The 21,913-nt window shown below is 44.2% G+C and carries 21 protein-coding genes; 7 read left to right on the top strand and 14 right to left on the bottom strand.

What is annotated here, in order from left to right:
• Positions 1–307: integrase core domain-containing protein (locus tag B5X68_RS26790; RefSeq protein WP_141110229.1), on the top strand; the 307-nt coding region annotated here is incomplete at its 5' end.
• Positions 308–698: 391 nt separating this feature from the next.
• On the opposite strand, the gene B5X68_RS26785 is transcribed toward B5X68_RS26790, so the two are convergent.
• From B5X68_RS26785 to B5X68_RS26770, 4 genes are all read right to left on the bottom strand, one after another.
• Positions 699–1,055, bottom strand: coding sequence for a hypothetical protein (locus tag B5X68_RS26785; protein ID WP_082217847.1), 357 nt, complete (start codon positions 1,053–1,055; stop codon positions 699–701).
• A gap of 64 nt (positions 1,056–1,119) precedes the next feature.
• The gene (locus tag B5X68_RS26780) at positions 1,120–1,410 is read right to left on the bottom strand and encodes a hypothetical protein (protein ID WP_141110437.1); all 291 of its coding nucleotides are present in this window, start codon (positions 1,408–1,410) and stop codon (positions 1,120–1,122) included.
• Positions 1,411–1,605: 195 nt separating this feature from the next.
• Entirely contained in the window at positions 1,606–2,688 is a 1,083-nt protein-coding gene (locus tag B5X68_RS26775; protein WP_082217845.1) for a phytase, read from the bottom strand.
• Between the two features lie 9 nt (positions 2,689–2,697).
• Positions 2,698–5,532 carry a TonB-dependent receptor gene (locus tag B5X68_RS26770; RefSeq protein WP_082217844.1) on the bottom strand — a complete coding sequence of 945 codons (2,835 nt, stop codon included), beginning with the start codon at positions 5,530–5,532 and terminating at the stop codon, positions 2,698–2,700.
• Positions 5,533–5,777: 245 nt separating this feature from the next.
• Here B5X68_RS26770 and B5X68_RS26765 point away from each other — a divergent pair, with 245 nt between their 5' ends.
• From B5X68_RS26765 to B5X68_RS26755, 3 genes are all read left to right on the top strand, one after another.
• Entirely contained in the window at positions 5,778–6,095 is a 318-nt protein-coding gene (locus tag B5X68_RS26765) for a hypothetical protein (RefSeq protein WP_141110436.1), read from the top strand.
• Between the two features lie 36 nt (positions 6,096–6,131).
• Positions 6,132–6,548: a hypothetical protein gene (locus B5X68_RS26760; RefSeq protein ID WP_082217842.1), complete on the top strand. Its 417-nt coding sequence runs from the start codon at positions 6,132–6,134 to the stop codon at positions 6,546–6,548.
• Between the two features lie 182 nt (positions 6,549–6,730).
• Positions 6,731–8,005, top strand: coding sequence for an amidohydrolase family protein (locus B5X68_RS26755; protein ID WP_082217841.1), 1,275 nt, complete (start codon positions 6,731–6,733; stop codon positions 8,003–8,005).
• A 284-nt stretch (positions 8,006–8,289) separates the two neighbouring features.
• Here B5X68_RS26755 and B5X68_RS26750 read toward each other — a convergent pair whose 3' ends face one another.
• The 4 genes from B5X68_RS26750 to B5X68_RS26740 all read right to left on the bottom strand — a co-directional run bounded on the left by B5X68_RS26750 (position 8,290) and on the right by B5X68_RS26740 (position 10,941).
• Positions 8,290–8,724, bottom strand: coding sequence for a hypothetical protein (locus B5X68_RS26750; protein ID WP_082217840.1), 435 nt, complete (start codon positions 8,722–8,724; stop codon positions 8,290–8,292).
• Positions 8,725–8,891: 167 nt separating this feature from the next.
• A complete protein-coding gene (locus tag B5X68_RS28730; protein WP_141110435.1) occupies positions 8,892–9,101 on the bottom strand; it encodes a hypothetical protein in 210 nt (69 codons plus the stop codon).
• Positions 9,102–9,149: 48 nt separating this feature from the next.
• On the bottom strand, positions 9,150–10,040 hold the full coding sequence (locus B5X68_RS26745) for a helix-turn-helix domain-containing protein (protein WP_082217839.1): 891 nt from the start codon (positions 10,038–10,040) through the stop codon (positions 9,150–9,152).
• 82 nt (positions 10,041–10,122) lie between these two features.
• Positions 10,123–10,941 carry an SDR family NAD(P)-dependent oxidoreductase gene (locus B5X68_RS26740; protein ID WP_082217838.1) on the bottom strand — a complete coding sequence of 273 codons (819 nt, stop codon included), beginning with the start codon at positions 10,939–10,941 and terminating at the stop codon, positions 10,123–10,125.
• A gap of 42 nt (positions 10,942–10,983) precedes the next feature.
• On the opposite strand from B5X68_RS26740, the gene B5X68_RS29040 reads away from it, so the two are divergent.
• Entirely contained in the window at positions 10,984–11,127 is a 144-nt protein-coding gene (locus B5X68_RS29040; protein WP_170916742.1) for a hypothetical protein, read from the top strand.
• 22 nt (positions 11,128–11,149) lie between these two features.
• Here B5X68_RS29040 and B5X68_RS26735 read toward each other — a convergent pair whose 3' ends face one another.
• Positions 11,150–11,884, bottom strand: coding sequence for an NUDIX hydrolase (locus tag B5X68_RS26735; protein WP_082217837.1), 735 nt, complete (start codon positions 11,882–11,884; stop codon positions 11,150–11,152).
• 143 nt (positions 11,885–12,027) lie between these two features.
• Between B5X68_RS26735 and B5X68_RS26730 the strand changes: the two genes are divergently transcribed.
• Entirely contained in the window at positions 12,028–13,665 is a 1,638-nt protein-coding gene (locus B5X68_RS26730; protein ID WP_082217836.1) for a carboxylesterase/lipase family protein, read from the top strand.
• Positions 13,666–13,738: 73 nt separating this feature from the next.
• Here the strand turns inward: B5X68_RS26730 and infB are convergent, their stop codons facing one another.
• From infB to rimP, 3 genes are all read right to left on the bottom strand, one after another.
• On the bottom strand, positions 13,739–16,843 hold the full coding sequence (infB, locus tag B5X68_RS26725; RefSeq protein ID WP_082217835.1) for a translation initiation factor IF-2: 3,105 nt from the start codon (positions 16,841–16,843) through the stop codon (positions 13,739–13,741).
• A gap of 72 nt (positions 16,844–16,915) precedes the next feature.
• Positions 16,916–18,157 carry a transcription termination factor NusA gene (gene nusA, locus B5X68_RS26720; protein WP_026631556.1) on the bottom strand — a complete coding sequence of 414 codons (1,242 nt, stop codon included), beginning with the start codon at positions 18,155–18,157 and terminating at the stop codon, positions 16,916–16,918.
• An 86-nt stretch (positions 18,158–18,243) separates the two neighbouring features.
• The gene (gene rimP / locus B5X68_RS26715; RefSeq protein ID WP_082217834.1) at positions 18,244–18,726 is read right to left on the bottom strand and encodes a ribosome maturation factor RimP; all 483 of its coding nucleotides are present in this window, start codon (positions 18,724–18,726) and stop codon (positions 18,244–18,246) included.
• 170 nt (positions 18,727–18,896) lie between these two features.
• Between rimP and B5X68_RS26710 the strand changes: the two genes are divergently transcribed.
• Positions 18,897–19,997 (top strand): endonuclease/exonuclease/phosphatase family protein, encoded by a 1,101-nt coding sequence (locus tag B5X68_RS26710; protein WP_082217833.1) that lies wholly within the window; start codon positions 18,897–18,899, stop codon positions 19,995–19,997.
• A 17-nt stretch (positions 19,998–20,014) separates the two neighbouring features.
• Here the strand turns inward: B5X68_RS26710 and B5X68_RS26705 are convergent, their stop codons facing one another.
• Together B5X68_RS26705 and B5X68_RS26700 are read right to left on the bottom strand one after the other, a co-directional pair.
• Positions 20,015–20,359 (bottom strand): DUF4907 domain-containing protein, encoded by a 345-nt coding sequence (locus B5X68_RS26705; protein ID WP_082217832.1) that lies wholly within the window; start codon positions 20,357–20,359, stop codon positions 20,015–20,017.
• Between the two features lie 2 nt (positions 20,360–20,361).
• Positions 20,362–21,387, bottom strand: coding sequence for a Kelch repeat-containing protein (locus B5X68_RS26700; RefSeq protein ID WP_082217831.1), 1,026 nt, complete (start codon positions 21,385–21,387; stop codon positions 20,362–20,364).
• Positions 21,388–21,913: the final 526 nt, after the last annotated feature.

Here is a 21,913-nt window from a genome sequence, read left to right as displayed (position 1 = left end):
ATTTATAAGCAAGAAACTGGCCAAATGGTGCGAGAAAAAGCAAATTGAGCAAAAATTCATTCAACCAGGCAAACCGATGCAGAACGGATTTAATGAACGACTGAACAGAACATATCGTGAAGACGTGCTGAATGCTTACTTTTTTGATTCTTTGGAGCAGCTGCGAATTCTATCGGATAAATGGCTCGACACTTACAACAGCAAGCACCCGCACCGATCAATGAAGGGGCTAACTCCGAATCAAAAGCGCCTACTACTAACGGAAGATGCCATGAAAAAAGAAGAATTAATTGCGAACAATTTATAACCGAATCTAAAACTACACCGCTCTAAAAAGGGGAAGCCTACAAGGGCTGTAAGGAGGAATTGCTTGTTCGTTGGGATTCAATTAGCAAAAGTAACTGCTTTATACTTAACGTAGACTGTCAGAAGTAAAATCGGGGCAGTGCTTTTGTAGGACATCCTTTTTATTCGATGGTCATTTGATAGTAGGCTCCTTTAAAATCGTCGCAATCTCGTTTTCAAGATCATCTAAATCGAGTCCACCAGCATTAGATAGAAGAAGTATCATTTTGTCTGAACATGGATGTCTGTCTCACGTTCAGGCATTTTAATGAGGAAAATATAACTATCAACCTATATTAGTATAATACGATAACATTGGATTGCGCAAAAGTCAGCTTACTGTGTACCGATGATTATTTTTTCGTCAAAGAAGTGATCGAAATTAAGCCGCAGAATTCACAATCTGTACACGTATGTTTTGCTTCTCCGCCAAACACGACACTATCGCCATTCATAATTTTATTTTGAGCCAGCAGTGTTTGAAACGTTGAGTCATTACAGACTGCTAATCCAGTCGCATAGTATCCTTGGAGTCTGTAGAAAATAGGCTGTTTAGAAGTATCAAATTCTATTTTGCCAGATATATTGTTGATTGTGGCTTCTGCATCACTGTCACAACCACATTGAGCTTTTTGTGGCTCTTGGCTTTCATTGCACCCGATTAGGCATAAAAGCCAGGTGGAGAAAACTGTTTTGAACAATAATTTCATGTCAGTCCCGCAAATAATTTGAATCAAATATAAGGAATGGGAATTATCGGTATTATATGCTTTATCAAGTAATAAAGGTATTTCCCTTCTCTAACAGTGAGATCTGCTCAACCAGATAAGATCTTTTTTCAGTATCATCCTCATGGTTCAATGCTTTGCTGAGCTCGATAAACCGGCTTGCCGCCTGAGTAAACTCATCTGTTGAGAGAAATGATCGTAACCATCCAGCAAAATCTTCCAGCCCGGGTTGTTGGTAGTTGTATTGAAAGAATTCTAGAAATGAAGGGCTTGCTAAATTCGATCCTTCCCAGTTGCTTATTGGCATAATAGGCTGCTCAAAGAATTTGTCGAGCACATAAATATTTGAGCAGAATTCCAGTAATTACTGTAACGCTCACTATTATATGCACTCGTGGTCAAACAAATGCTTGATAAGCAAAGCGACGCAGATCTGTTATCGGATGCAATCTATAAAATCGTTTGTAATATAGTTAGGTAGCAAAGCCGGCCTTGGATCAAAGAACTCCGCCGGATTTGCTGCCAGATAATATTACTTTTTTGCGGCTTTCCCAATGATGTCTTCCCAACGATAGTAATGGAAAACCTTTCCTTCTGACATGGCCACGAAAAGCCCGTTTTGAAAAGCAGGGTTCAGAGATAAGTTTGTCAGATCTGAGCCATCACTTTTGTGAGCGGCGACTTTAACAATCCGTACCAGTTTGTTCTGGTGCGGATTATCTTTCTCCCCCTCCCGTTTGAAAATGTGAAACTTGTCAGCTCCCTGGTCTGAGACCAGAAGGTAACCTGTTTTGTCACCTGTTTTGTAAATCGATATTCCCTCGTTGTCTTCGGCAAAACCAGTATTTGGGATTATCGAGAGCTCCTTGCCGCTGCTATCAGGATTGACATAATATTTGCGTATACCGAATTGTTCGTCGGAGTAGTATACGTACCCCAATTCATTATCGACTGCAATGGATTCGATCTCTTTCTTACCACTATACTTTCCAAATTTGCGCACGATGTCTGCTTTTACGTTACCTTTTCCATCGTCACTCAGCTGGTATTGCCACAAGTAGCCGTCGGCCGGGCCCGATTTCCGGCCAACGATTGCAAAAATGGCTTTATCGGAAGACCGGGTGTAAAGCGAAATACCCATGGGATCACGCTCGGTTTCGCCAGTAAAAACATCAATTCCGCCATTGTCGATCGCCTTCATATCTGGTAGACTGTAAATGCGGATCTTATTGGCCTTACGCTCTGTGACCACTGCAATATCAGTCGCTTTTCCATTCAGGACAAGGCCGTAAGCGACATCTACGTTGTTGGGCCGCTGTAAATTCCGGACCACCTTACCTGCCTGTATTTTTCCATTCAGATCAAATACATACAAACCGCCGTCAATATCCTTGTCAGTTCCGATAATCAGACTTTTGGCCGGATCAGCCGGATTGATCCATATCGCTGGATCGTCTGTGTCATGGATCGTTGTGTCGGTTATGACTAGTGGTTGAAGCACATTATTCGTATCGATTGACACAGTACTGGTTTGGGCTTTCTGATCGGAGGTTTTACTGTTACATGCCGCCAAGGTGATCAGCGAAGCCAGGTATAATTGGTAGGGTAACTTCATGTTCAAAAACTATTTAGTAAGGTCAAATTTCAAGCCCATGTTGAAGCGTGGGCGATAGTATTCAGCCTGTACCGTACGTGAGGAAATGCTTTGATAGTAACGCAGGGGTTGGTTGGTCAAATTATTTGCTTCTGCGAATATGCGAAGGTTTTTGGTGATCTTATATGCAGCATTGGCATCCAGGAAGAACTGCTTGTCATAATAAATGTCATCAAACTCTTCTCCTCCAAGTTCATCCAGATAGGCTGCCGTATAATTGGCCGAAATGCGTGCAGAGAACTTTTTGTCCTCCCATGAAAGCGATGCATTAAACATGTGCGGCGCAGTCCCCGGCAAAGTCACGTCCGTTCTAACATCGCCATCTTCATTGTAAACCCCTTTTGCAAAAGACTTTGTGAAAGTGTAATTTGTATAAATACCAAAATTCTTTAGAAAGCCTGGCAGGAAGTCAAGCTGGCGTTGAAAAGCTACTTCAATACCAAAGACATTAACGCTCTGACCATTCCTGGATTGGAAAAAATCCCATGTCTCTCCTTCGCCGATCGGGTTGATCTGACCTGGAAAGTCCGAAGCAAATGCAGCAGTTGTATACTGCTGGTTGCGATACGTGTAAATGAAATTTTTCAGGTTTTTATAGAACACGCCACCCGAAACAAGTCCGACAGACTGAAAGTAATTTTCTGCCATAAAATCGAAATTCCATGAGTAGGTTGCTTTTAGATTTGGATTACCAGCAGTTATTTCGCGGTCGCCCGGTATGATGCTAATATAGGGTGCCAATGCGTAGTAATTAGGCCTTGCCAATGCGGTAGTAGCTGCTGTGCGTAGGATCAGGTCGTCGGTCGCTTTCAGTTTAAATGAAACCGAGGGCATGACGTTCAAATAGTCATTTTTCACATTGCGCGTGCCGGTCAATTCTTCTTCATCAGTGATCAGGTTTCCGGTGTAGTCAATTGATGTGTTTTCAAGACGTGCCCCCAGGATCATTGATAACTTTTCAGAAAAATCCTGGTCCCAGCGGACGTAACCTGCAAGAATATTTTCCTTCGCATTGTAATTGGCGCCAAGGAATTCGCTGGCTACGGCTTCCTGTTCGAACTGGCTGGAATTTCTCAGATTTAGTGTTCCCAGATAGTTCTTGCTGGCAAAAAGTCCTGGCACCAAATGCGAACCCGCCTGAAAATTCTCTCCCGACCAGTTTACTGTATTCACGCTGCCCAGATTGGCTATCATATCTTCATCAATGGGGGAGTATTCATAGAAGATATTGTCACGGTCTTTTGTCTTTATCCTAACCCGGCCACCTACTTTCATACGACCTTTCTGGTCAGCGATTACCGAAAAGGGAAACCGGAAATTCAATTTCGCCCCAAGTTCCGATTCCTTTGTGAAGTCGTGGTTTTCGGTGAGCTCATTGAGATTCAATGAACCCTGGTCTAGGTCAGGCGTCGAAAACAACGGAAAGCGGCTGTCTCCATTGTAAATTAATGCATTGCCACCTTCCCGGAAGTTGACGTAGCGCTCGTTGGGCCGGTCTTCGCTGGCAGTCGAGTAGCTCACACTCCAGTCCATGTCTACTTTCGGGCTCAACAAATGCTCTCCCTTTAATGAATAGTTCTGTACACGCTGGTCTTCCAAGCGCCCACCTTTATTGAGGCTGTTGTCGATGCCTCCTTTGGTTTCGCGGCTCACCCTGCCCTCATATCCCGAGATATTGTTGGCATCATCATAAGTAGGTTCAATGTCGTCGATGCCAAGACGGTACCGGTTTTCACGGTCGTAACGCCAGTTGTACATCGCATTGGCTGTAATGGTATGGTTTTCACTTAATTTAATATCAAATGCGGCCGACAGGCTGCGTCTGATCCGCTGCACATCGTATTTGCGGATTTGTGCTTCATTGGCGTATACGTTTCCGAAATCGTCGCGGGTCCACGACGCTTCTACATCGTCAGAACCGTAGGTATTGTTGTTGTAGGAACCGCTCAAAACCATTCCGATTGCATTTTTGGCAAAACGGTTGGCATATACAAACCCGCCCGTATACAATGCTTTTCCTCGTATCGGATTGTAGCCGCCTGATAGTGTCGCTGAAATCCGCTGACCGTTCGGCGCAGCCCGTGTTACCAGGTTTACTGAACCCCCAATTGCGTCTGCATCCATATCGGGCGTCAACGTTTTATTTACTTCTATGGTCGAGATCATATCCGATGGAATCAAGTCCATCTGCACCCGGCGGTTGTCTCCTTCGGCCGAAGGGATACGGTCACCGTTCATTGTGACCGAGTTAAGCTCGGGGGCAAGCCCTCGAATAATGATATTTCGTGCTTCACCCTGGTCATTCTGCATTGTTATGCCTGGTACCCTTTTCAATGCATCACCGATATTGGAATCAGGGAACCGGCCCACCTGGTCGGAAGAAATGATATTGCTGATATTCTCATTATTACGCTGCTGGTTAAGTGCCTTTGCCTGGCCTTTAAGACGGTCACCAAGCACAACAACCTCGTTCATATAGAGCCCGCCGTCTTGCATCACAATGTCCAATGAGGTGATCTTGCCATTTTCTACCGCAATCTCCTGGCTAATAGGCTGGTAGCCCATATAAGTAGCTTCCAGCTTATAATTTCCTGGCTGCACATTCAGAAACTCGAACTTACCTCGAACATCCGAGATGGTGTAGTGGTTTCCGGGGGTAATTTTGAGCGTAGCGCCTGGTAGTGAAAGCTTTTGAGCATCCATAATCGTACCGGTGATCAGCCCATTTTGGGCAAATGAAGTGTTACAAAGAATGAAGCTACAAATGATGAGAAGTGAAAATCTGGTAAAATTTAACAATGGCATAACCGTTCGTTTGTTTGACCAGTAAAGGTCTGCTTATGGCATTTTACCTGAGTTAACAGATTGTGAAGAAATTGTTACGTCTATTACGTACTGCAATTAAGCACTTCTAAAGGTTTACCAGGGCATTGTAGGAAGCGCCTAGGCACAGCTCGCTTAGATTAATAAATCATTGCCTTAGCTTCTTTGAATAGGAATCATATTTATTTAAATGAATATTTATTCCAATTATTCAAAATTCTTTGTGATTGAGCGGTATGTCAAACTATGGATTCGAAGTACAAGTTAACGGAGAACATTTATGCAAGGCAGGTATTGATACCGATCGCCACGTTGTTACATGCATACTTACTTCATTGCGCCGGCTAACCGAACCTGATGAATTGACGCTGACAGTTTCAGGACTTAATTCGGTGACGGTCGAACATCCTGAGTGGGTGGACATGGACTTGAGGGTGGGCGACACGATTACCATTAAAGTTGTAGCATCAGAATTTGACCCTGCAAGAAGAATCCGGCCAAAAATTTCAAAGGAAGAGCTACCATTACTGAAAAGACATAATTAAATTAAGTTAACTTTATATGGCTCAAAAGATTGCGACATGAAGCGTTATCATCTAGTCTTTATATTTTTGCTATCCCTAGCAGAAAATGCCTTCGGACAATCAGCAGCTTTGTTCTTTCAAAGCGCAGACATTGGAAATGCCCGGACCGACAGTTCGATTCGCGATGTTTGGCCTCAGAAGTTTGGTAAATACATGCGAATCAAATACACAAACGGCGATAAGACAAAAATCCTAAAAGACTCGGTTTGGGGATTTCGAAGCAGGAAGGGACGCCTTTATCGCATGTACAAAGGAGAGCCTTATCAATTCGTCGTGAAGGATGGATATATTAAATATTATTACGACACGTTTGCACTTACCGAGCCAACGATCATACCCGTTACAGAAGCGCGTTATAGTGCAACGCTTGATTCTCCAATTGTTTTCTCCAAGAAAAAGGCACGGCGTAAATGAGAAAACCCTTGCTGGTGCCGATCGCCAGATATGCTCATTTTTTAAAACTGCTTGCTTTGCTGCAGCCCGTACTTCCAGCGCAATTAGAAAAGTCCGATATGTTTGCACTATCCTAGGAACTTTCACATGCATAGCTCACCCCGCTTGCATGCTATGGAAGTAAAACCTATCTCGACTAGAGTATGCGCATTATCCTTATTGTTTTTGCCTTCTTAATTTCTACAACTAGCTATGCTCAAAATTCCGGATCCTTATTGATCCGGGCCGGAAAGCTCTATGACTCTGAGAAAAAAACGTTTTTAAAGAACCAGCAGATCCTAATCTCTGACGGCATCATTCAGCAGGTAGGGACAAACGTAAAAAAGCCTAAGGGTGTCAAAGAGATTGATTTAAATAGCTGCACTGCCACTCCCGGTTTGATTGACATGCATACGCATTTGGTATTTAATCAAAAGCAAACAAAAACCAGTGACGGGTTCAACAATGCCTCGAAAGTGCCTTCACAGCAGCGTATAGCGCAAGGGCTAAAACTTGCACATAGTTGCCTGCAAGCAGGAATTACCACCAGTCCTGACCTTGGAAACTCGGGCCAATATCTTGACATCAAACTGCAAAAAGAACTTGCGACTAAGAAGGGTAACCTGACTTTGTTTGTCTCCGGCCCCATCCTAAGTGGTCCGGGTGGTCAGTTTTCCAAACTTGCACCAGCCGATACTTTCCTGGTCGATCAGGAGTATAGCATAATACGCAATGCCCAGGATGCAAAGGAAGCGGTCGTTTTACATGCACGGCAGGGGGTAAATGTAATTAAGGTTTGCGCCGATACGGATCATGGACTGTTGAAAAAAGATATACTTGTCGCAATCGTTGAAGCCGCAAAAACGCACGGTCTACCAGTAACAGCTCACACCGTTTCGGACAAAGCTGCGCGTAATGCAGTACTTGCCGGCGTTAACGGAATTGAGCATGGATACACGCTGTCTGACAGCACAATCCAACTGATGGCACAACGCAGCGTTTACCTTGTGGCAACAGATGTATCGCAAAAACAAGGTAAGATCATGGTTGAAGGGATTGGTATGAAGGGAAAACAAGCTGATGATTATCTTGAAAGCAGTTTGCAAGGAATGCATGACCGGCTGAAAAGGGCTGCCAGCAAAGGGGTCAATATCGTTTTTGGTTCCGATTATTACGTAGATATTGAAGGCCTTGATCGCGGGAAAAGTTCAGTCGATGTACTTGTATCTTATTATGAGGCAGGCATTCCTGTCACCGAGGTATTGCAGTATGCCACTGTAAATGCTGCCAAAGCGTTACGCGCAGAAAATCAGATCGGAACCATTCGAAAAGGTATGAAAGCAGATCTTGTATTCTTTGAGGGGGATTTGGAAAACGACTTTGCCGCTACGCTGTCCCAGGTTAAAGTGGTGGTCAAAGATGGCATTCAAGTGAAGTAAAGGCTTTAACCGGCAAATTCAATTAATTCGGATTTTACTACCTTTCTGAATTCCCATTTCGTATCATGTTGTGTGAAAATGGATACCGTTTTTTGGAGCCACGTCAATATGCGGGCTTGCTGGCCGCGCTGGCGATCGTATATATCATCATCGGTTCACAGACATTGAAGGCTGCAAGAAGTAAACCCCGTCGATGTTCTTCGGAGCGAGTAAGAATTATTTTTAAGCAGGGCCTACTAGGGCTCTAAAATCACGGGTTGATTTCTAGAGAGTTCGGATGCTGCCTAATTTTTAGACTGGGTCAATAAGTAGCCTTTTTGGGGGCCAGAAGAAGCATCATCAAACATTTTTTGATATTCGCGTGCCTTGGCCTCGCCGAACATTTTCGTTAGTAAACTTGTAATATCATAATCTCCACCTTTTAGCACAGGATCCATCACAAAAAGATACGAATAAGTGCCATCCGCTTCTGCCGTCGTTGGATGCAGAATGCGGGTCTGAGAAAACACTTTTTTATCATCACCACTAAGCTTTTCTGCTCCCGGCCAGAAAACTTCATGCAGGAATTGCTCAAATTGCGGGCGCTTGTCGGCTTTTACTGAATTGACAAAAACCCAAACATTTTCCCCCGGTTTAGCCATCGTCCGGCTTTGCGCAATTCCGGAATAATGTACTACAAGCATTCCAAATAGCAACGTTACTGTGGATAAGGTTTTCATTGTAATTGGGAGTAGAAGGTGGAGAATTCTTTATTCTTTTAAAGGTACAAAGTTTTGCAATTAAATTTCATAAGATCCTCAGTTATAGGTAATCAATTCCAAATTGGTAAATTTTTCAATGCATCAGCTTTTCAATATACGTTAATTCTCCAAACAGGATCAGGACTTCATTTTCGTGCATAACCGTGTTGGGTGTAGCGATGCGGAAGCCGTTTTGAAAGTTTGGTAAGGCCATTTTCAGACTCTTTGGATAATGTAGGAACTGCTAATACGATCACATTGTAAGGATTGGTTAAGTCGACCTCTGGCAGGAACTTCCCAAGGTGCCGCTCAGGCACGCGGGTTTCGATAATGCTGGAGATTCTAGATTTTTGCATCTAATTTATATTTAAGGTCGTCTTGGCACCGGATCCCGACGAGCACGTTTAGTTAAGGTTTTGTTTTTTAAACAAAACAGGAGTGGTGCCGACTTCTTTTTTGAAAAGCCTTGAAAAATAGGATAAATTCTCAAAACCCAGTGCATAGGCAATTTCTGAAACCGTCCTATCTTCTGATTTAAGCCGGTTTTTCGCCTCTGATATCAGGTAAATATGAATGTGTTCCAGCGCGGTTTTTCCGCTTTCCTGTTTTAATACGTCGGTTAAATATCCCGCTGATATGGCTAGCTTTTCAGCCATATAATGAACAGATGGGAGACCCTTATTTGTTAGAAACCCGCTCGATACGTATTTGTCCATTTCTTCCATAAACCTGGTAACAGTTTTGCCTGAGATTTCGGAACGGTTAATGAACTGTCTTTTATAAAACCGTTGGGCATATTTAAGCAGGGTGTCAACATTGGCTAAAATGATTTCCCGGCTGAATTCGTCCTGGTTGTTTTGATATTCATTTTCAATCTTCCGGTATAATTCCCAAATCGTCGTTTCCTCTTTCGGCGAAACGTGCAGGGCCTCATTAGTCTCGTAATCGAAGTAATGATATTTTTTTATTTCATTGTGCAGGGTATGACCATTCAGGAAGTCTTCATGGATGAACATCAGGAATCCATCTTGATCCAGATGAAGGTTTTTCATTTCTATGATCTGCCGTGGCTTGACAAACATCATTGAGCCGCAATCATGATCATATTTGGTGCGACCATAAAGAATAACGCCGGATTTGAGTTTTTTAAATCCGATCATATAAAAATCACTTGTAAACTCCCGGTCGCCCAGCGAGCACATTCCATTACATTGAACGATGCCGAAGAGCGGATTTTCATTTGGAGAAAACCCGTTTTCCCTGTGTAATTCGTTTAGATTTTTATAATGTTTCATTCCGATTCATTTATTAATGTAACACAATCTACGTCGATTAGTTTGCAGATTGTGTTACAGTTTTTACAGGAGTGGGCATTGGTTAGTGACCGTGGGCGCCTGCCGAAACTTCCTTCCAGGCTTCAAACTCAGCCAGTCGCTGACTATAAACTTGTTTTACACCTGGATATGCCACTTTACCCAGCAAAAAATGAAGCGGAGGATTTGCAGAATCGATTAATTGCAACACGGCACTTGTGGTCGATTCAGGATTTCCCCAGCTATCGGGTGTAGCACTTTCGAAAAATGCTTGCTTGATGGGTGCATAAATTTCGGTAGGCTCAGTCTGCATGGCCGACGCTCCTGACCAGTCGGTTGAAAAGCCGTTGGGTTCGATCAGACTTACTTTAATGCCAAAGTCTTTTACTTCGCTGGCAAGAGTTTCACTCAGACCATTAACGGCATACTTCGAGGCATTATAAATCCCCAGAACCGGAAGTGTTACCAGCCCCAGGAAACTGGAAACCTGAATGATATGCCCGCTTTTCTGCGCTCGCATGATTGGAATAACAGCCTGAGTTACCCACAGAAGTCCAAAAAAGTTCGTTTCAATTTGAGCCCGGGCCTGTTTTTCGGTTGTCTCTTCAATTGCACCAAACAAACCGAAACCGGCATTATTGATCAACACATCGATACGCCCAAAATTGGCAACGACTTTATTGACTGCTGCAAAGCAAGCTTCTCTGTCGTTAACATCAAGCTGAATGGGAAGAACGGCGTCACCAAATGTTTCAATGAGATCATTGAGGTCTTCTATGTTTCTTGCGGTTGCAGCAACCTTATCGCCGCGCTTTAAAAGTGCATTAGCCCAAAGTCTACCAAAGCCCCGGGAAGCGCCTGTAATCAGAATTATTTTTGACATGATATTTTCATTTTTAATACCCTACAAAGGTATTGCAGGCTCATGCTGCGCATTAATACAAAATCCGGGATCTTTGACACATTTCAGGACTACTGTCAAAATCTCAATGAAATGGCTGCTTCGGGCGGATGTACTTGTCCGGTCAGCGGCATGCTTACCCGCAGCGAGGACATTGACGCATTATAATGATGAGCCGTTTTGCTCTTTTTTATTTGCTGCCAGAAATGAATTTATATAAATATGGAGCCTTGTGAGCGCCTCCGGTCCACTTTTTGGCAATTCTTTCCAGTACACCGAAACTTAGCATTTTACGCTGGAAAGCCGCCCGGAGTAGTTTTTTGTTCAAAATGGTTTCGTAAAGCCCTTGTAGCTCACCCATGGTGAAGTGTTCGGGCAGGAGGTTAAATCCGATCAGTTTGTGATCCAGATCTAATTGAATGGTCTGCAAGGCCTTGGCTATAATGTGCTGGTGATCCTGCATCAGGCCAGGAAGATCAGTCAGATTAAACCAGTCACAACTATCGGAAATGCTGTCGGGCGAGGGAATTGCTTTTGTGAAATCCACCAATGCATAATAGCCGATAGATACGAATCGGCTCAAAAGCCAGTGATTGTCTTCGGGAAAAAATCCGCGTGCGGCCATGATTTTTTTCAGCGGGGCAGTGTCGTGCCGGCTTTTGTCCCCAAAAGTGTAGAACTGTTCCAGATAAATATCTTTGAGTCCGGTGCGATGAAAAAGAATGCGTCTTGCGGCCTGGTTAATATCTTCATCTTCATGGACGAAGCCACCTGGTAATGCGAAAAAGCCGGTGTTCTTGTAAGTAAGTAAAAGCACTTTCAATTCACTTTCGTGAAATCCAAAAATTACCGTATCTATGGCTAGTCCCGGCAAATATCCTGTTCCGGTAGAGTTTGTTTCTTGCTTTTTAAATTCCTGATCCATGCTTGGCTTTGTGATAGCTAAGGCAAGTAACAAAAAGATTTGCTAACAGAAAGAATTTAAATTATTATTGTAACATAATGATACAATAATAAATTTATGTCTGATTAGTTCTTAAAATTTTACAAACTGTTAACCTGACTACAATGTTCAAACCGTTACTGGCAGCCGTTTTTTGCTGCATTACAACAACAATGACACTTTTTGCGCAGACCAGCAATCAGGTAACCGTAGAGAACGGGATACTGGAAGGAACCAGAGAGGCCGGCTCTGAGCTGCTGATTTTCAAAGGTGTGCCTTTCGCCGCCCCGCCTGTCGGTGACCTGCGCTGGAAAGAGCCGCAACCTGCAAAAAACTGGGATGGCGTGCGCAAAGCAGACCAGTTTGGCAACAAGCCCATGCAGAAACCTATATTTGGCGATATGGGGTTCCGATCGAAAGATATGAGCGAGGATTGTCTGTATCTGAATGTTTGGACACCTGGCAAAACCATGAAGGAGAAGCTGCCTGTTCTGGTGTATTTTTATGGAGGCGGGCTTGCGGCCGGCGACGGATCGGAGCCAAGATATGATGGAGAGACGTTAGCCAAAAAAGGGATTGTTGTCGTTACCTTGAATTACCGGCTGGGAATCTTCGGCTTTTTCTCACATCCTGAGCTGACTAAGGAATCACCCAACAAGTCTTCTGGAAATTACGGTTACCTGGATCAGCATGCAGCGTTGCTATGGGTGCAAAAGAACATTGATAAATTCGGTGGGGATCCAAAGCACGTAACCATAGCAGGAGAATCTGCGGGTTCAATTTCTGTGTCCGTGCAGATGGCCTCGCCCTTGTCCAAAGATTTGATCGTGGGTGCAATAGGGGAGAGTGGCGCGGCCATTAATCCTACGCTGGCTTCTATACCGCTGGCGGAAGCTGAAAAGATAGGGGCTGCATTTGCAGCGGGCGTCAAAACGGGCAGTTCGCTTGCTCAGCTGCGTGCGTTGTCAGCAGCCGATCTTTTGGAGGTAGCCTACACACCCGGCCAAACACGCACTGCAACTACGCCGACCATTGATGGCTATTTCTTGCCGAAAACTTTACCTGAAATTTTCCAGGCCGGCCAGCAAGCGCGTATACCCATTTTAGTAGGATGGAATTCGGCCGAGGTGCCTTACCAGGTTGTTTTAAAGGCGGATGCGCCAACGCTTGAAAATTACAAGAAAGCACTGACCAGCTTATATAACGGAAAAGCGGATCAGGTCCTGAAATTGTATCCGGCGGCTTCGGATGCAGATGTTGTTAAGGCGGCAACAGCGCTTTCCAGCGACCGGTTTATTGTGTATAGCACCTGGAAATGGGCTGATCTGCAAATGAAAACGGGTGGAAAACCAGTGTACCGTTATGTATTCTCGCGCATCCGTCCGGCCATGTCAGCTGCGATGGGGAATGCAAAACCGGGTCTTGCGGGAGGCGTCATAAAGGGTGATGCTGCCAAAGCTGCACCAGCCGCGCCGGCTCCGGTAGGAGCGGCCCACGCCTCCGAAATTGAGTATGCATTAGGAAACCTGGCCAGCAATAAAGTCTATGACTGGACGCCAGATGACTACAAGGTTTCTGCTACCATGGTGGATTACTTTGCAAATTTTATCAAAACAGGCAATCCAAATGGCAAAGGGCTGCCTCAATGGGACGCGCTTACAGGTAATGCGCCAAAGTATATGGACATTGACGTGAAAAGCGAGCAGAAAACGGATAGTGACACAGAGAGGTATTTATTTCTTGACAAAGAATATATGAAGTAACATCGAGATGTTAAGCAAATAAAAAGGCCTGCACAGATCTCCGTGCAGGCCTTTTTGATATATGACTTGACTGTTAAAGAGTTCTTTTCACTTCACGAAGCTCGAAGCTTTCGATGATGTCACCCACTTCGATGTCATTGAAATTCTTAATGCTCAGACCGCACTCATAACCGTTTCTAACTTCCTGAACATCGTCTTTATAACGTTTCAGCGAGTCGATTTCACCCGTTAGCAATACGATTCCTTCGCGCACTATGCGGATTTTATTGCTACGCTTCACATAGCCATCCGTAACGTAGCAACCTGCGATTGTTCCAATACGGCTGATCTTGAAGACTTCGCGCACCTCGATATTTCCGGTGATGATCTCTTCAATAGAAGGAGCAAGCATACCCGTCATCGCATCTTTGATCTCGTCGATTGCCTGGTAAATTACCGAGTAATGACGGATTTCGATTTGATCCTGCTCTGCCATTTTCTTAGCATTTGCAGATGGACGAACCTGGAATCCTATCACGATCGCATCAGAAGCGATTGCAAGGTTAACATCGGACTCAGATATCTGACCCACAGCTTTGTGGATAATGTTCACCTGCACCTCAGATGTTGAAAGTTGCAATAGCGAATCAGAAAGGGCTTCAACCGAACCATCCACGTCACCTTTAACGATCAGGTTCAATTCACGGAAGCTTCCGATTGCCTTACGACGTCCGATCTCTTCAAGGGTAATGTGCTTACGCGTCCTGATAGACTGCTCGCGCTGGATCTGCTCGCGTTTGGTTGCGATATCACGGGCATCGCGTTCATTTTCAAAGACATTGAAACGATCACCTGCCTGTGGCGCTCCGTTCAAACCAAGCAACTGAACCGGCATAGAAGGTCCGGCAGTTTTCAGCTTTTTACCCAGGTAATCCGTCATGGCTTTCACCTTTCCGTAGTGAGATCCTGCCAATACAACATCTCCCACTTTCAATGTTCCTGTCTGAACGAGAATGGTAGTGACATATCCACGACCTTTGTCAAGGGATGCTTCTACTACCGCTCCTGCTGCGCGGCGATCCGGATTTGCTTTCAATTCAAGCAATTCGGCTTCAAGCAAAACTTTTTCAAGCAGCTCATCGATACCCAAACCTGATTTGGATGATATTTCCTGAGTCTGGTATTTACCACCCCATTCTTCAACCAAAAGGTTCATATTGGCCAGCTCTTCACGAATTTTTTCCGTGTTGGCCCCGGCCTTATCTACTTTACTAAATGCAAATACTATTGGTGCACCGGCAACCTGGGCGTGATTAATCGCTTCACGTGTCTGGGGCATTACGCTGTCGTCAGCAGCGATTACGATAATAACAACGTCTGTAACGTTGGCACCACGTGCACGCATGGCTGTAAATGCTTCGTGACCTGGTGTATCAAGGAATGTTACCTGCTTGCCGGTTTTGGTTTTTACGCTGTAAGCACCAATGTGCTGGGTAATTCCACCTGCTTCACCGCTGGCAACGTTCTCCTGACGGATATAATCAAGAAGCGATGTTTTACCGTGGTCAACGTGACCCATAATGGTAACGATAGGCGCTCTTTCTTTCAGGCTCTCTTCTGCATCGACTTCTTCCTGCACATCATTCTGCACTTCTTCTTCGGCAGAAATAAAGGCTACTTCAAATCCGAATTCGTCGGCTATAAATGTGATCGCTTCTGCATCCAAACGCTGGTTGATCGAAACGAACATACCCATGCTCATACAAACCGAAATTACTTCCTGAACTGTTACGTCCATTAATGAAGCCAAATCGTTTGCCGAAACGAATTCTGTTACGCGCAAAACTTTTGTTTCGTCTGAATCAAAGCCATTGGGATCGTTCTGATCTCCGCGGTCCCTGCGACGTGTTCCTTTTCCTCCGCGGCCGACATTTCGGGTGTTTCCACCGCCCATGCGCGCCATGGTTGCTTTAATGTTATCTGAAACTTCTTTATCTGAAACCTCTTCTCTTTTAACACCTCGGCGGTTATTGCCAGCTGCGTTACTGCGGTTACCCGGCCCGCTTCTGGCGGGTGCATTGCCTGCTGGCGGGGTTGTGCCTGGCGTAGCAGGTGCTCCTGGTGTAGCAGGACGGTTGCCTGTACGGTTTCCCGCCGGCGGCACATTTGCTTCTTTGGGTCTGGCAGGCGCATTCGGATCAGTCGGTGTTGCAGCTGGACGGTTTTCACCGGCTACCACTACGCCATCACGAATTCTCTTGCGTTTTCTGCGACGTTTTTTATCTGCTGCTGTATCGCTGCTGGATGCAACAGGATCTTTTTTCTTAATCTTATCAGAAGGAAGCTCAATTTTACCAATCACGCGAAGTCCGCGTAGCTGCTCTCCTTTGGCTTCAATCAGGTTGGATTCACCTGATTCTTCACTTGGAGCTGCGGGTTCAGGCTCTGCCGGTGCAACCACTGGTTCTGCAACCTTAGGTGTTTCAGCAACAGGCGCTGGCGCTGGCGTTTCTGCCTGTGGCTTTTCTTCTGGAATTGAAGCAACAACCGGTTTGGGCTCTTCAACAACCTTGGTTTCCTGTGGCTGCTCAGCTTTGGGCTGCTCTTTTACAGGCTCTTCCGGTTTTTCAGGCGCTTTTTGCTCTACAGCTTCAACCACTGGTTTCACCTCAGCAACAGGTTCTGGCTTTGGTTCCGGTTTTGGTTCAACGACAGCAGCGGGGGTTTCTACTTTTTCTGAAGCAACTTCCTTAGGTGCTTCAGTTTTGGGCTCCTCAACAGGTGCGGCAGGCGCAACTCGTTTTGCGTCTAAATCTATTTTACCCACTACCTTAATTCCAGGCAGGCGGTTCTCAAAAGCCGGCTGAGCGCTGGATTCGCTTTCTTCAACGACAGGTTTCTCTTCGGGTTTCGAAGCACTGTTACGGAAGTAAAGAATTCCATCAACATCACTTTTAACTTTTTCTTCCCTGGTTTCTACCGGAGTTTCAGTCTGAACAGGTTTAAAGGAAAGGGATGATTTCAGATCATCAGATTTGAAATCCTTTGCAAGAAATTCAATCTGATCAGAATTAATCTTTGTATTCGGGTTACTCTCCACCTTATACCCTTTGGCAGACAGGTGATCCACGATCGTAGTAATTCCTACGTTCAGGATCCGTGCCACTTGGCTAAGGCGCATCATTTTATCTTCTGCCATATTAGCAATTAGTAGAAAAAGTTTTGCATTGGCAGATCTAACCCCTGGATTAAAACTGCCGGTTATTGTAAATTATTCAAACTCTTTTCGAAGAATGTCAAGAACTTCTTCAACCGTAGCTTCTTCAAGATCGGTTCTCCTGACAAGTTCTTCTTTATTAAGCGCCAGCACGCTTTTGGCTGTGTCCAGACCAATTTTGTGCAGTTCACTGATAATCCATTCATCAATTTCATCAGAGAATTCTGTCAAATCAACGTCTTCGTCGTTTTGCTCTTCAATGTCTCTGAAAACATCAATTTCCATTCCAACAAGCTTGCCAGCGAGTTTAATGTTCTGGCCACCTTTACCGATTGCAAGTGAAACCTGATCGGGTTTAAGGAAAACAGAAACACGCTTTGCATCGCGGTCAATCTGCATTGAACTAACTTTGGCCGGACTAAGCGCCCTGCTGATCAGCAGTTCAAGGTTGTCTGTGTAATTGATAACATCTATATTCTCGTTACCAAGTTCACGTACGATCGAATGGATACGAGATCCTTTCATTCCCACGCAAGCACCAACCGGGTCAATTCTGTCGTCGTATGATTCTACTGCAACTTTGGCGCGCTCCCCTGGTTCACGAACAACACGTCTTACTGAAATAATTCCATCGTAAATCTCAGGAATTTCAACTTCAAACAATCTTTCAAGAAAAACAGGTGAAGTTCTTGATAGTGTGATTTTAGGAGAACCATTGTTCATTTCCACTTTATGGATAACAGACTTAACGGATTCTCCCTTACGGAAGCGGTCTTTTGAAATCTGCTCTGTGCGTGGAAGCGAAAGTTCGTTGCCTTCTGAGTCAACAATGATCACTTCGTGCCGGAGTGTCTGATAAACCTCACCCGTGATCATTTCGCCAACCTGATCCTTATATTTTTCGAACATGATTTCTTTTTCCATGTCCTTGATTTTCTGGATCAAAGTCTGTCTTGCCGTTTGAACGAGCCTGCGGCCGAATTCAACCAGCTTAACTTCTTCTGCAACTTCTTCACCAACTTCAAAGTCACCCTGAATTTTGCGGGCTTCCGCCAGTGGTATCTTGTTATAGTCCCAAATGTCCTCTGAGTTGTCGTCAACGATTTCGCGCGTCCGCCACATTTCAAGGTCACCGCTTTCTGGGTTAATGATTACATCAAAATTATCATCAGTGCCGTATTTCTTGCGAATCATTGTACGAAACACTTCTTCCAAAACACTGATCATCGTTGGGCGATCGATGTTTTTAGAGCTTGCGAACTCGGCGAATGACTCAATTAATATTCCGCTATCCATTGCTTATGTTATAGATATTTGCTGATACTAAGTTATACATATTATATAATTGATTACAAATCAGAGATCTTATCTGGCTTGCAACTTTATTTAAAAGAAATTTCTATTAAAGCCTTTGAAATATCGTCAAACGGAATGTCCCGGATCAACTCAGCTGGATCAATGGGTGTTTTCGTTTTCTTTTTAGGTGCAGGTAACTGTAATTTAACAATTTCTTCACTCGCCTCGATCAATGTTCCTGAAATCACCTCTCCCGTTTTCAATGTAACCTTTAAATTCCTGCCCAGGTTTTTTTGGTACTGCCTGTGCAAAAGCAAAGGTTGGTCTAATCCCGGTGATGAAACTTCAAGTGTGTAGGCGTCTGCAAAAACTTCCAGCTCTTCCAGCTGCTTGGCCAATCTTCTGCTGATGGATGTACATTGCTGAATGGTAATCCCCTCGTCGCTATCGACAAGAATTGACACTTTTTGACTTACCTTGGAAGGCTTAATGATGATATCTACAAGGAAACAGTTGCCATCCTCAAGAAGGGGTTCCAGCAAAGCTTCCAACTGCTCTTTTATTGTCATGTACGGCTTACTGCAAATAAAAAAGGGGATTTAAGACCCCCTCAATCAATCGATCAAAATAGAATTATTTGCAAAGGTAAAAATATTTTATCATTTGTACAAGTTCTGGCGATGTCTTCTAAATTGATATCTATCGCCTATTTTTGCTAAAAAATGCGATATTTGAATTAATGAAAGGGTTAAAAAAGTTTCTGTGGTTCTTATATAAGTGTTTCACTTTTTATACCCTGCTGATTTACATACTGATACTGTGGATTCCGCTCAAAGGATGGGTTGCGGGATTCATGATGATGTCTTTCCCGGTGGTGGTAATCATTCACCTGTTCAGCATTCCGACCTGGTTTATTGTGGAAAGAAAAAAGGCGCTGCTGCCCCTGACTATGTTTGCATTGGCGGGATTTTTTCTTTCCAGAACCTATTCTTTTGGCCACAAGGCTGATCCGCAGGAGCTTCGCAAGTCATTTTCTGTAATGAACTATAACGTGCACAGCTTTCGCCTAAATGAAGATTTAAAGAGTCCCGATGTCAGGCAAAGCGTCCGCAATATGAAAAGCTGGGTGGCTTCGTCGGATGCGGATATTCTTTGCATGTCGGAATATTTTAGTGACCGCGGAAGGTTATTCAACATCAATAAAGCCTTGGATAGCAGCGGATATGTGCACACCGCATTTTATAGCCGTAATAAAGCAGAGAACCATACCCACTCCTGGGGGCTTGCCGTTTTTTCAAAATACCCCATCATTGCCCAAAGGGACACGATTTTCGAAGCACAAAATGGAATGTTGCAGGCGGACATTAAAATTAAGGGCGATACGGTCCGCATAATTGCTGTACACCTTTACTCGATGACATTGAAGCTAAGCACACTCGTTCGTCAAAAGCAGATGGACGGCGTCAAAAAGGAAGGAAAGAACACATTCACACGAATGCGGACTGGTTTTGTGCGAAGAGCTTCTGAGATGAGCGCGCTGGAATCCTGGATCAATGCCTCACCATATCCGGTTATTGTTTGCGGAGACTTCAATGAGATTCCCTATGGATATGTTTACAGTAAAATGCGGGGCCTTCTCAGAAACGGCTTTGAAGAAAAAGGGGAGGGGTTTGGCTTTACTTTCAATCGTCTGCCTTATTTTATCCGCATAGATCACCAATTTTATAGTGGCGACAGGCTTCAAATTCAAGACTTTACTACTTTCAATCAGGTAGATTACTCCGACCATTACCCGGTCATGGGACATTACCAGTTCAAGCGGGACGCACTAGCGGAATAGTAAAGGACCAGGATTAATCAATACTCAATGCCAAGACTATCCAGCTCGCTTGCCGATACAGACGGCGGGAAAATGCCTCTTTCCAGTTTATGCTCTACGAGCTTAGCCGTTTTCAGCGCAGACTTTTCATCTTTAAAGCCGTTGTTGCCCGGTATTCCGGGAATGCTTTTCTGCTCTATGATGGGTGTTCCTTTATCAAGGATCCTGTAACCCCACCCTGAATCAAGCCGGAAAGCTTCTGCCTTTAAACGGCGAAGGCCTTTGCCGCCTGCACCTGTATCTCCTTTGAAAAGAAAGATATAAGTAACAGCAGCAAAGGCCAGTATGCCTATAATAACAAAGATTTTCTTCCTGTTACTCACAGTTACAGGTTATCGTCAGCGTTTACCGGGGCAGTTGGATCGAATGCCCAAAAATCGTCGGTAATGCTTCCTCCCGTTCCTACGTAACCTGTATTACCGATTGCAAACCCGGCAGGAAAAGCTCTTTGCCCACCTTCGAAAGTTGCAACCTGAACCCATGTGTTGGTACCCGGCGTATATTCCCATGTGTCAGACTTACCAGTTCCACCAACTATATAAGCTTTGTCATTGATAACCAATGGTAAAGCGTAAGTTCTACCTGTGAGGTCATCATTCGTGTTGGCTTCCATTCTTGTCCATGCGCCGGTTCCGCTGTTTCCGGCAGGATCAAAGCTGTATAGATCTTTTGGCTCTGCGCTTCCGGAATTGGTCTGGCCAAAACCTACATATGCTTTACCACCAACTGTGAATGCAAGTGCGCCTCTGCGTTTTCCACCTGTAAAGGTTGCCCTTTCAGTCCACTTATCGGTTTGTATATTGTATTCGTAAAAATCCTGGTAGTAGCCACTGCCGTTCCATCCAAGACCAACATATGCTCTGTTATCCGTTACAAACGCAGTTGCATATTGGCGCGTTCCGCCGGCGAAGTCAGCCTTCTTGGTCCATTTATTGGTTGCAGGATCGTATTGATAAAAATCCTTCTTGTATCCGCCATCAACTGTGGTAACGCCATCGAAACCTAGACCAACATAGGCTTTGCCACTCGCTACAAAAGCCACAGCATCATTTCTTCCTGATCCTTCAAACGGAGCCACTTGTGACCAGATTTTTGTTGTTGCGTCATAAGACCAGAAATCCTTAACTCTTTGAACAGTTTCATTTGTAAGCCCTGTTCCGATATATCCTTTATTTCCAATAACAAAGCTTACTGCGCGAGCCCTGGCTGATCCTCCGAAACTAGGGATGCCTGCTCTGTACCAGTTTCCTAATTTATCTGCTTCGGGATCATCTTTATCGCAACTGAGGGAAATAAATGCGGTTGAAGCAACCAGAAGGGCTAATGAAGTCTTTTTTAAGGTATTAAACATGTAAAAAATATGGTTTGACTAATTGATACAATAGAAAAATGGTGAATAATCGGGCTCTTGGATAATGCCTTTTGTAAAGATTAATGCTTCAAAATCAGCAGTCGCTACTTGAAATTTTTTGCAAACATAACATCTTGATACTGCTAAGTAAAATTATATGTTACTTTTTGTCTAAAAGTTTAGCCTTCCGTGCTGCTTTTCAACGATGGCATCATCCGTATTGTTGTCATAAGCTTCATTGTGTTTGGTTTAAAATAGCCTGGCTTGTTTTTACGTTTATCTACCATGTTTGCCACTTTCGGCCGCCCTTTGGCGTAACTACAATCAGCGGCTCGTTAGGATGGCACCATAGCGCTGGTTCATCTCATTTTTAACCCTTACGTTGGCCTTTGGGTTTTTGTTGCAACCAAGACGAGCTGCTTTAATTTGCCGCATTTGTCCTAATGATGTTGTAATTAAGATTACATATGATAATTTTGCACTTTTTACTGTTCTTGCACTAAATGAAATTCAATTCGCATATTCT

Source organism: Dyadobacter psychrophilus (assembly GCF_900167945.1).
Classification (GTDB): domain Bacteria; phylum Bacteroidota; class Bacteroidia; order Cytophagales; family Spirosomataceae; genus Dyadobacter; species Dyadobacter psychrophilus.
This window is presented reverse-complemented; position numbering and strand designations above follow the sequence as displayed.

Bases quoted from the DNA above. Each gene is read 5' to 3' on its own strand.
- B5X68_RS26785 (WP_082217847.1), bottom strand. From the start codon at position 1,055: ATGAAATTATTGTTCAAAACAGTTTTCTCCACCTGGCTTTTATGCCTA.
- B5X68_RS26775 (WP_082217845.1), bottom strand. From the start codon at position 2,688: ATGAAGTTACCCTACCAATTATACCTGGCTTCGCTGATCACCTTGGCG.
- B5X68_RS26770 (WP_082217844.1), bottom strand. From the start codon at position 5,532: ATGCCATTGTTAAATTTTACCAGATTTTCACTTCTCATCATTTGTAGC.
- B5X68_RS26760 (WP_082217842.1), top strand. From the start codon at position 6,132: ATGAAGCGTTATCATCTAGTCTTTATATTTTTGCTATCCCTAGCAGAA.
- B5X68_RS26755 (WP_082217841.1), top strand. From the start codon at position 6,731: ATGCGCATTATCCTTATTGTTTTTGCCTTCTTAATTTCTACAACTAGC.
- B5X68_RS26750 (WP_082217840.1), bottom strand. From the start codon at position 8,724: ATGAAAACCTTATCCACAGTAACGTTGCTATTTGGAATGCTTGTAGTA.
- B5X68_RS28730 (WP_141110435.1), bottom strand. From the start codon at position 9,101: ATGCAAAAATCTAGAATCTCCAGCATTATCGAAACCCGCGTGCCTGAG.
- B5X68_RS26745 (WP_082217839.1), bottom strand. From the start codon at position 10,040: ATGAAACATTATAAAAATCTAAACGAATTACACAGGGAAAACGGGTTT.
- B5X68_RS26740 (WP_082217838.1), bottom strand. From the start codon at position 10,941: ATGTCAAAAATAATTCTGATTACAGGCGCTTCCCGGGGCTTTGGTAGA.
- B5X68_RS29040 (WP_170916742.1), top strand. From the start codon at position 10,984: ATGCTGCGCATTAATACAAAATCCGGGATCTTTGACACATTTCAGGAC.
- B5X68_RS26735 (WP_082217837.1), bottom strand. From the start codon at position 11,884: ATGGATCAGGAATTTAAAAAGCAAGAAACAAACTCTACCGGAACAGGA.
- B5X68_RS26730 (WP_082217836.1), top strand. From the start codon at position 12,028: ATGTTCAAACCGTTACTGGCAGCCGTTTTTTGCTGCATTACAACAACA.
- infB (WP_082217835.1), bottom strand. From the start codon at position 16,843: ATGGCAGAAGATAAAATGATGCGCCTTAGCCAAGTGGCACGGATCCTG.
- nusA (WP_026631556.1), bottom strand. From the start codon at position 18,157: ATGGATAGCGGAATATTAATTGAGTCATTCGCCGAGTTCGCAAGCTCT.
- rimP (WP_082217834.1), bottom strand. From the start codon at position 18,726: ATGACAATAAAAGAGCAGTTGGAAGCTTTGCTGGAACCCCTTCTTGAG.
- B5X68_RS26710 (WP_082217833.1), top strand. From the start codon at position 18,897: ATGAAAGGGTTAAAAAAGTTTCTGTGGTTCTTATATAAGTGTTTCACT.
- B5X68_RS26700 (WP_082217831.1), bottom strand. From the start codon at position 21,387: ATGTTTAATACCTTAAAAAAGACTTCATTAGCCCTTCTGGTTGCTTCA.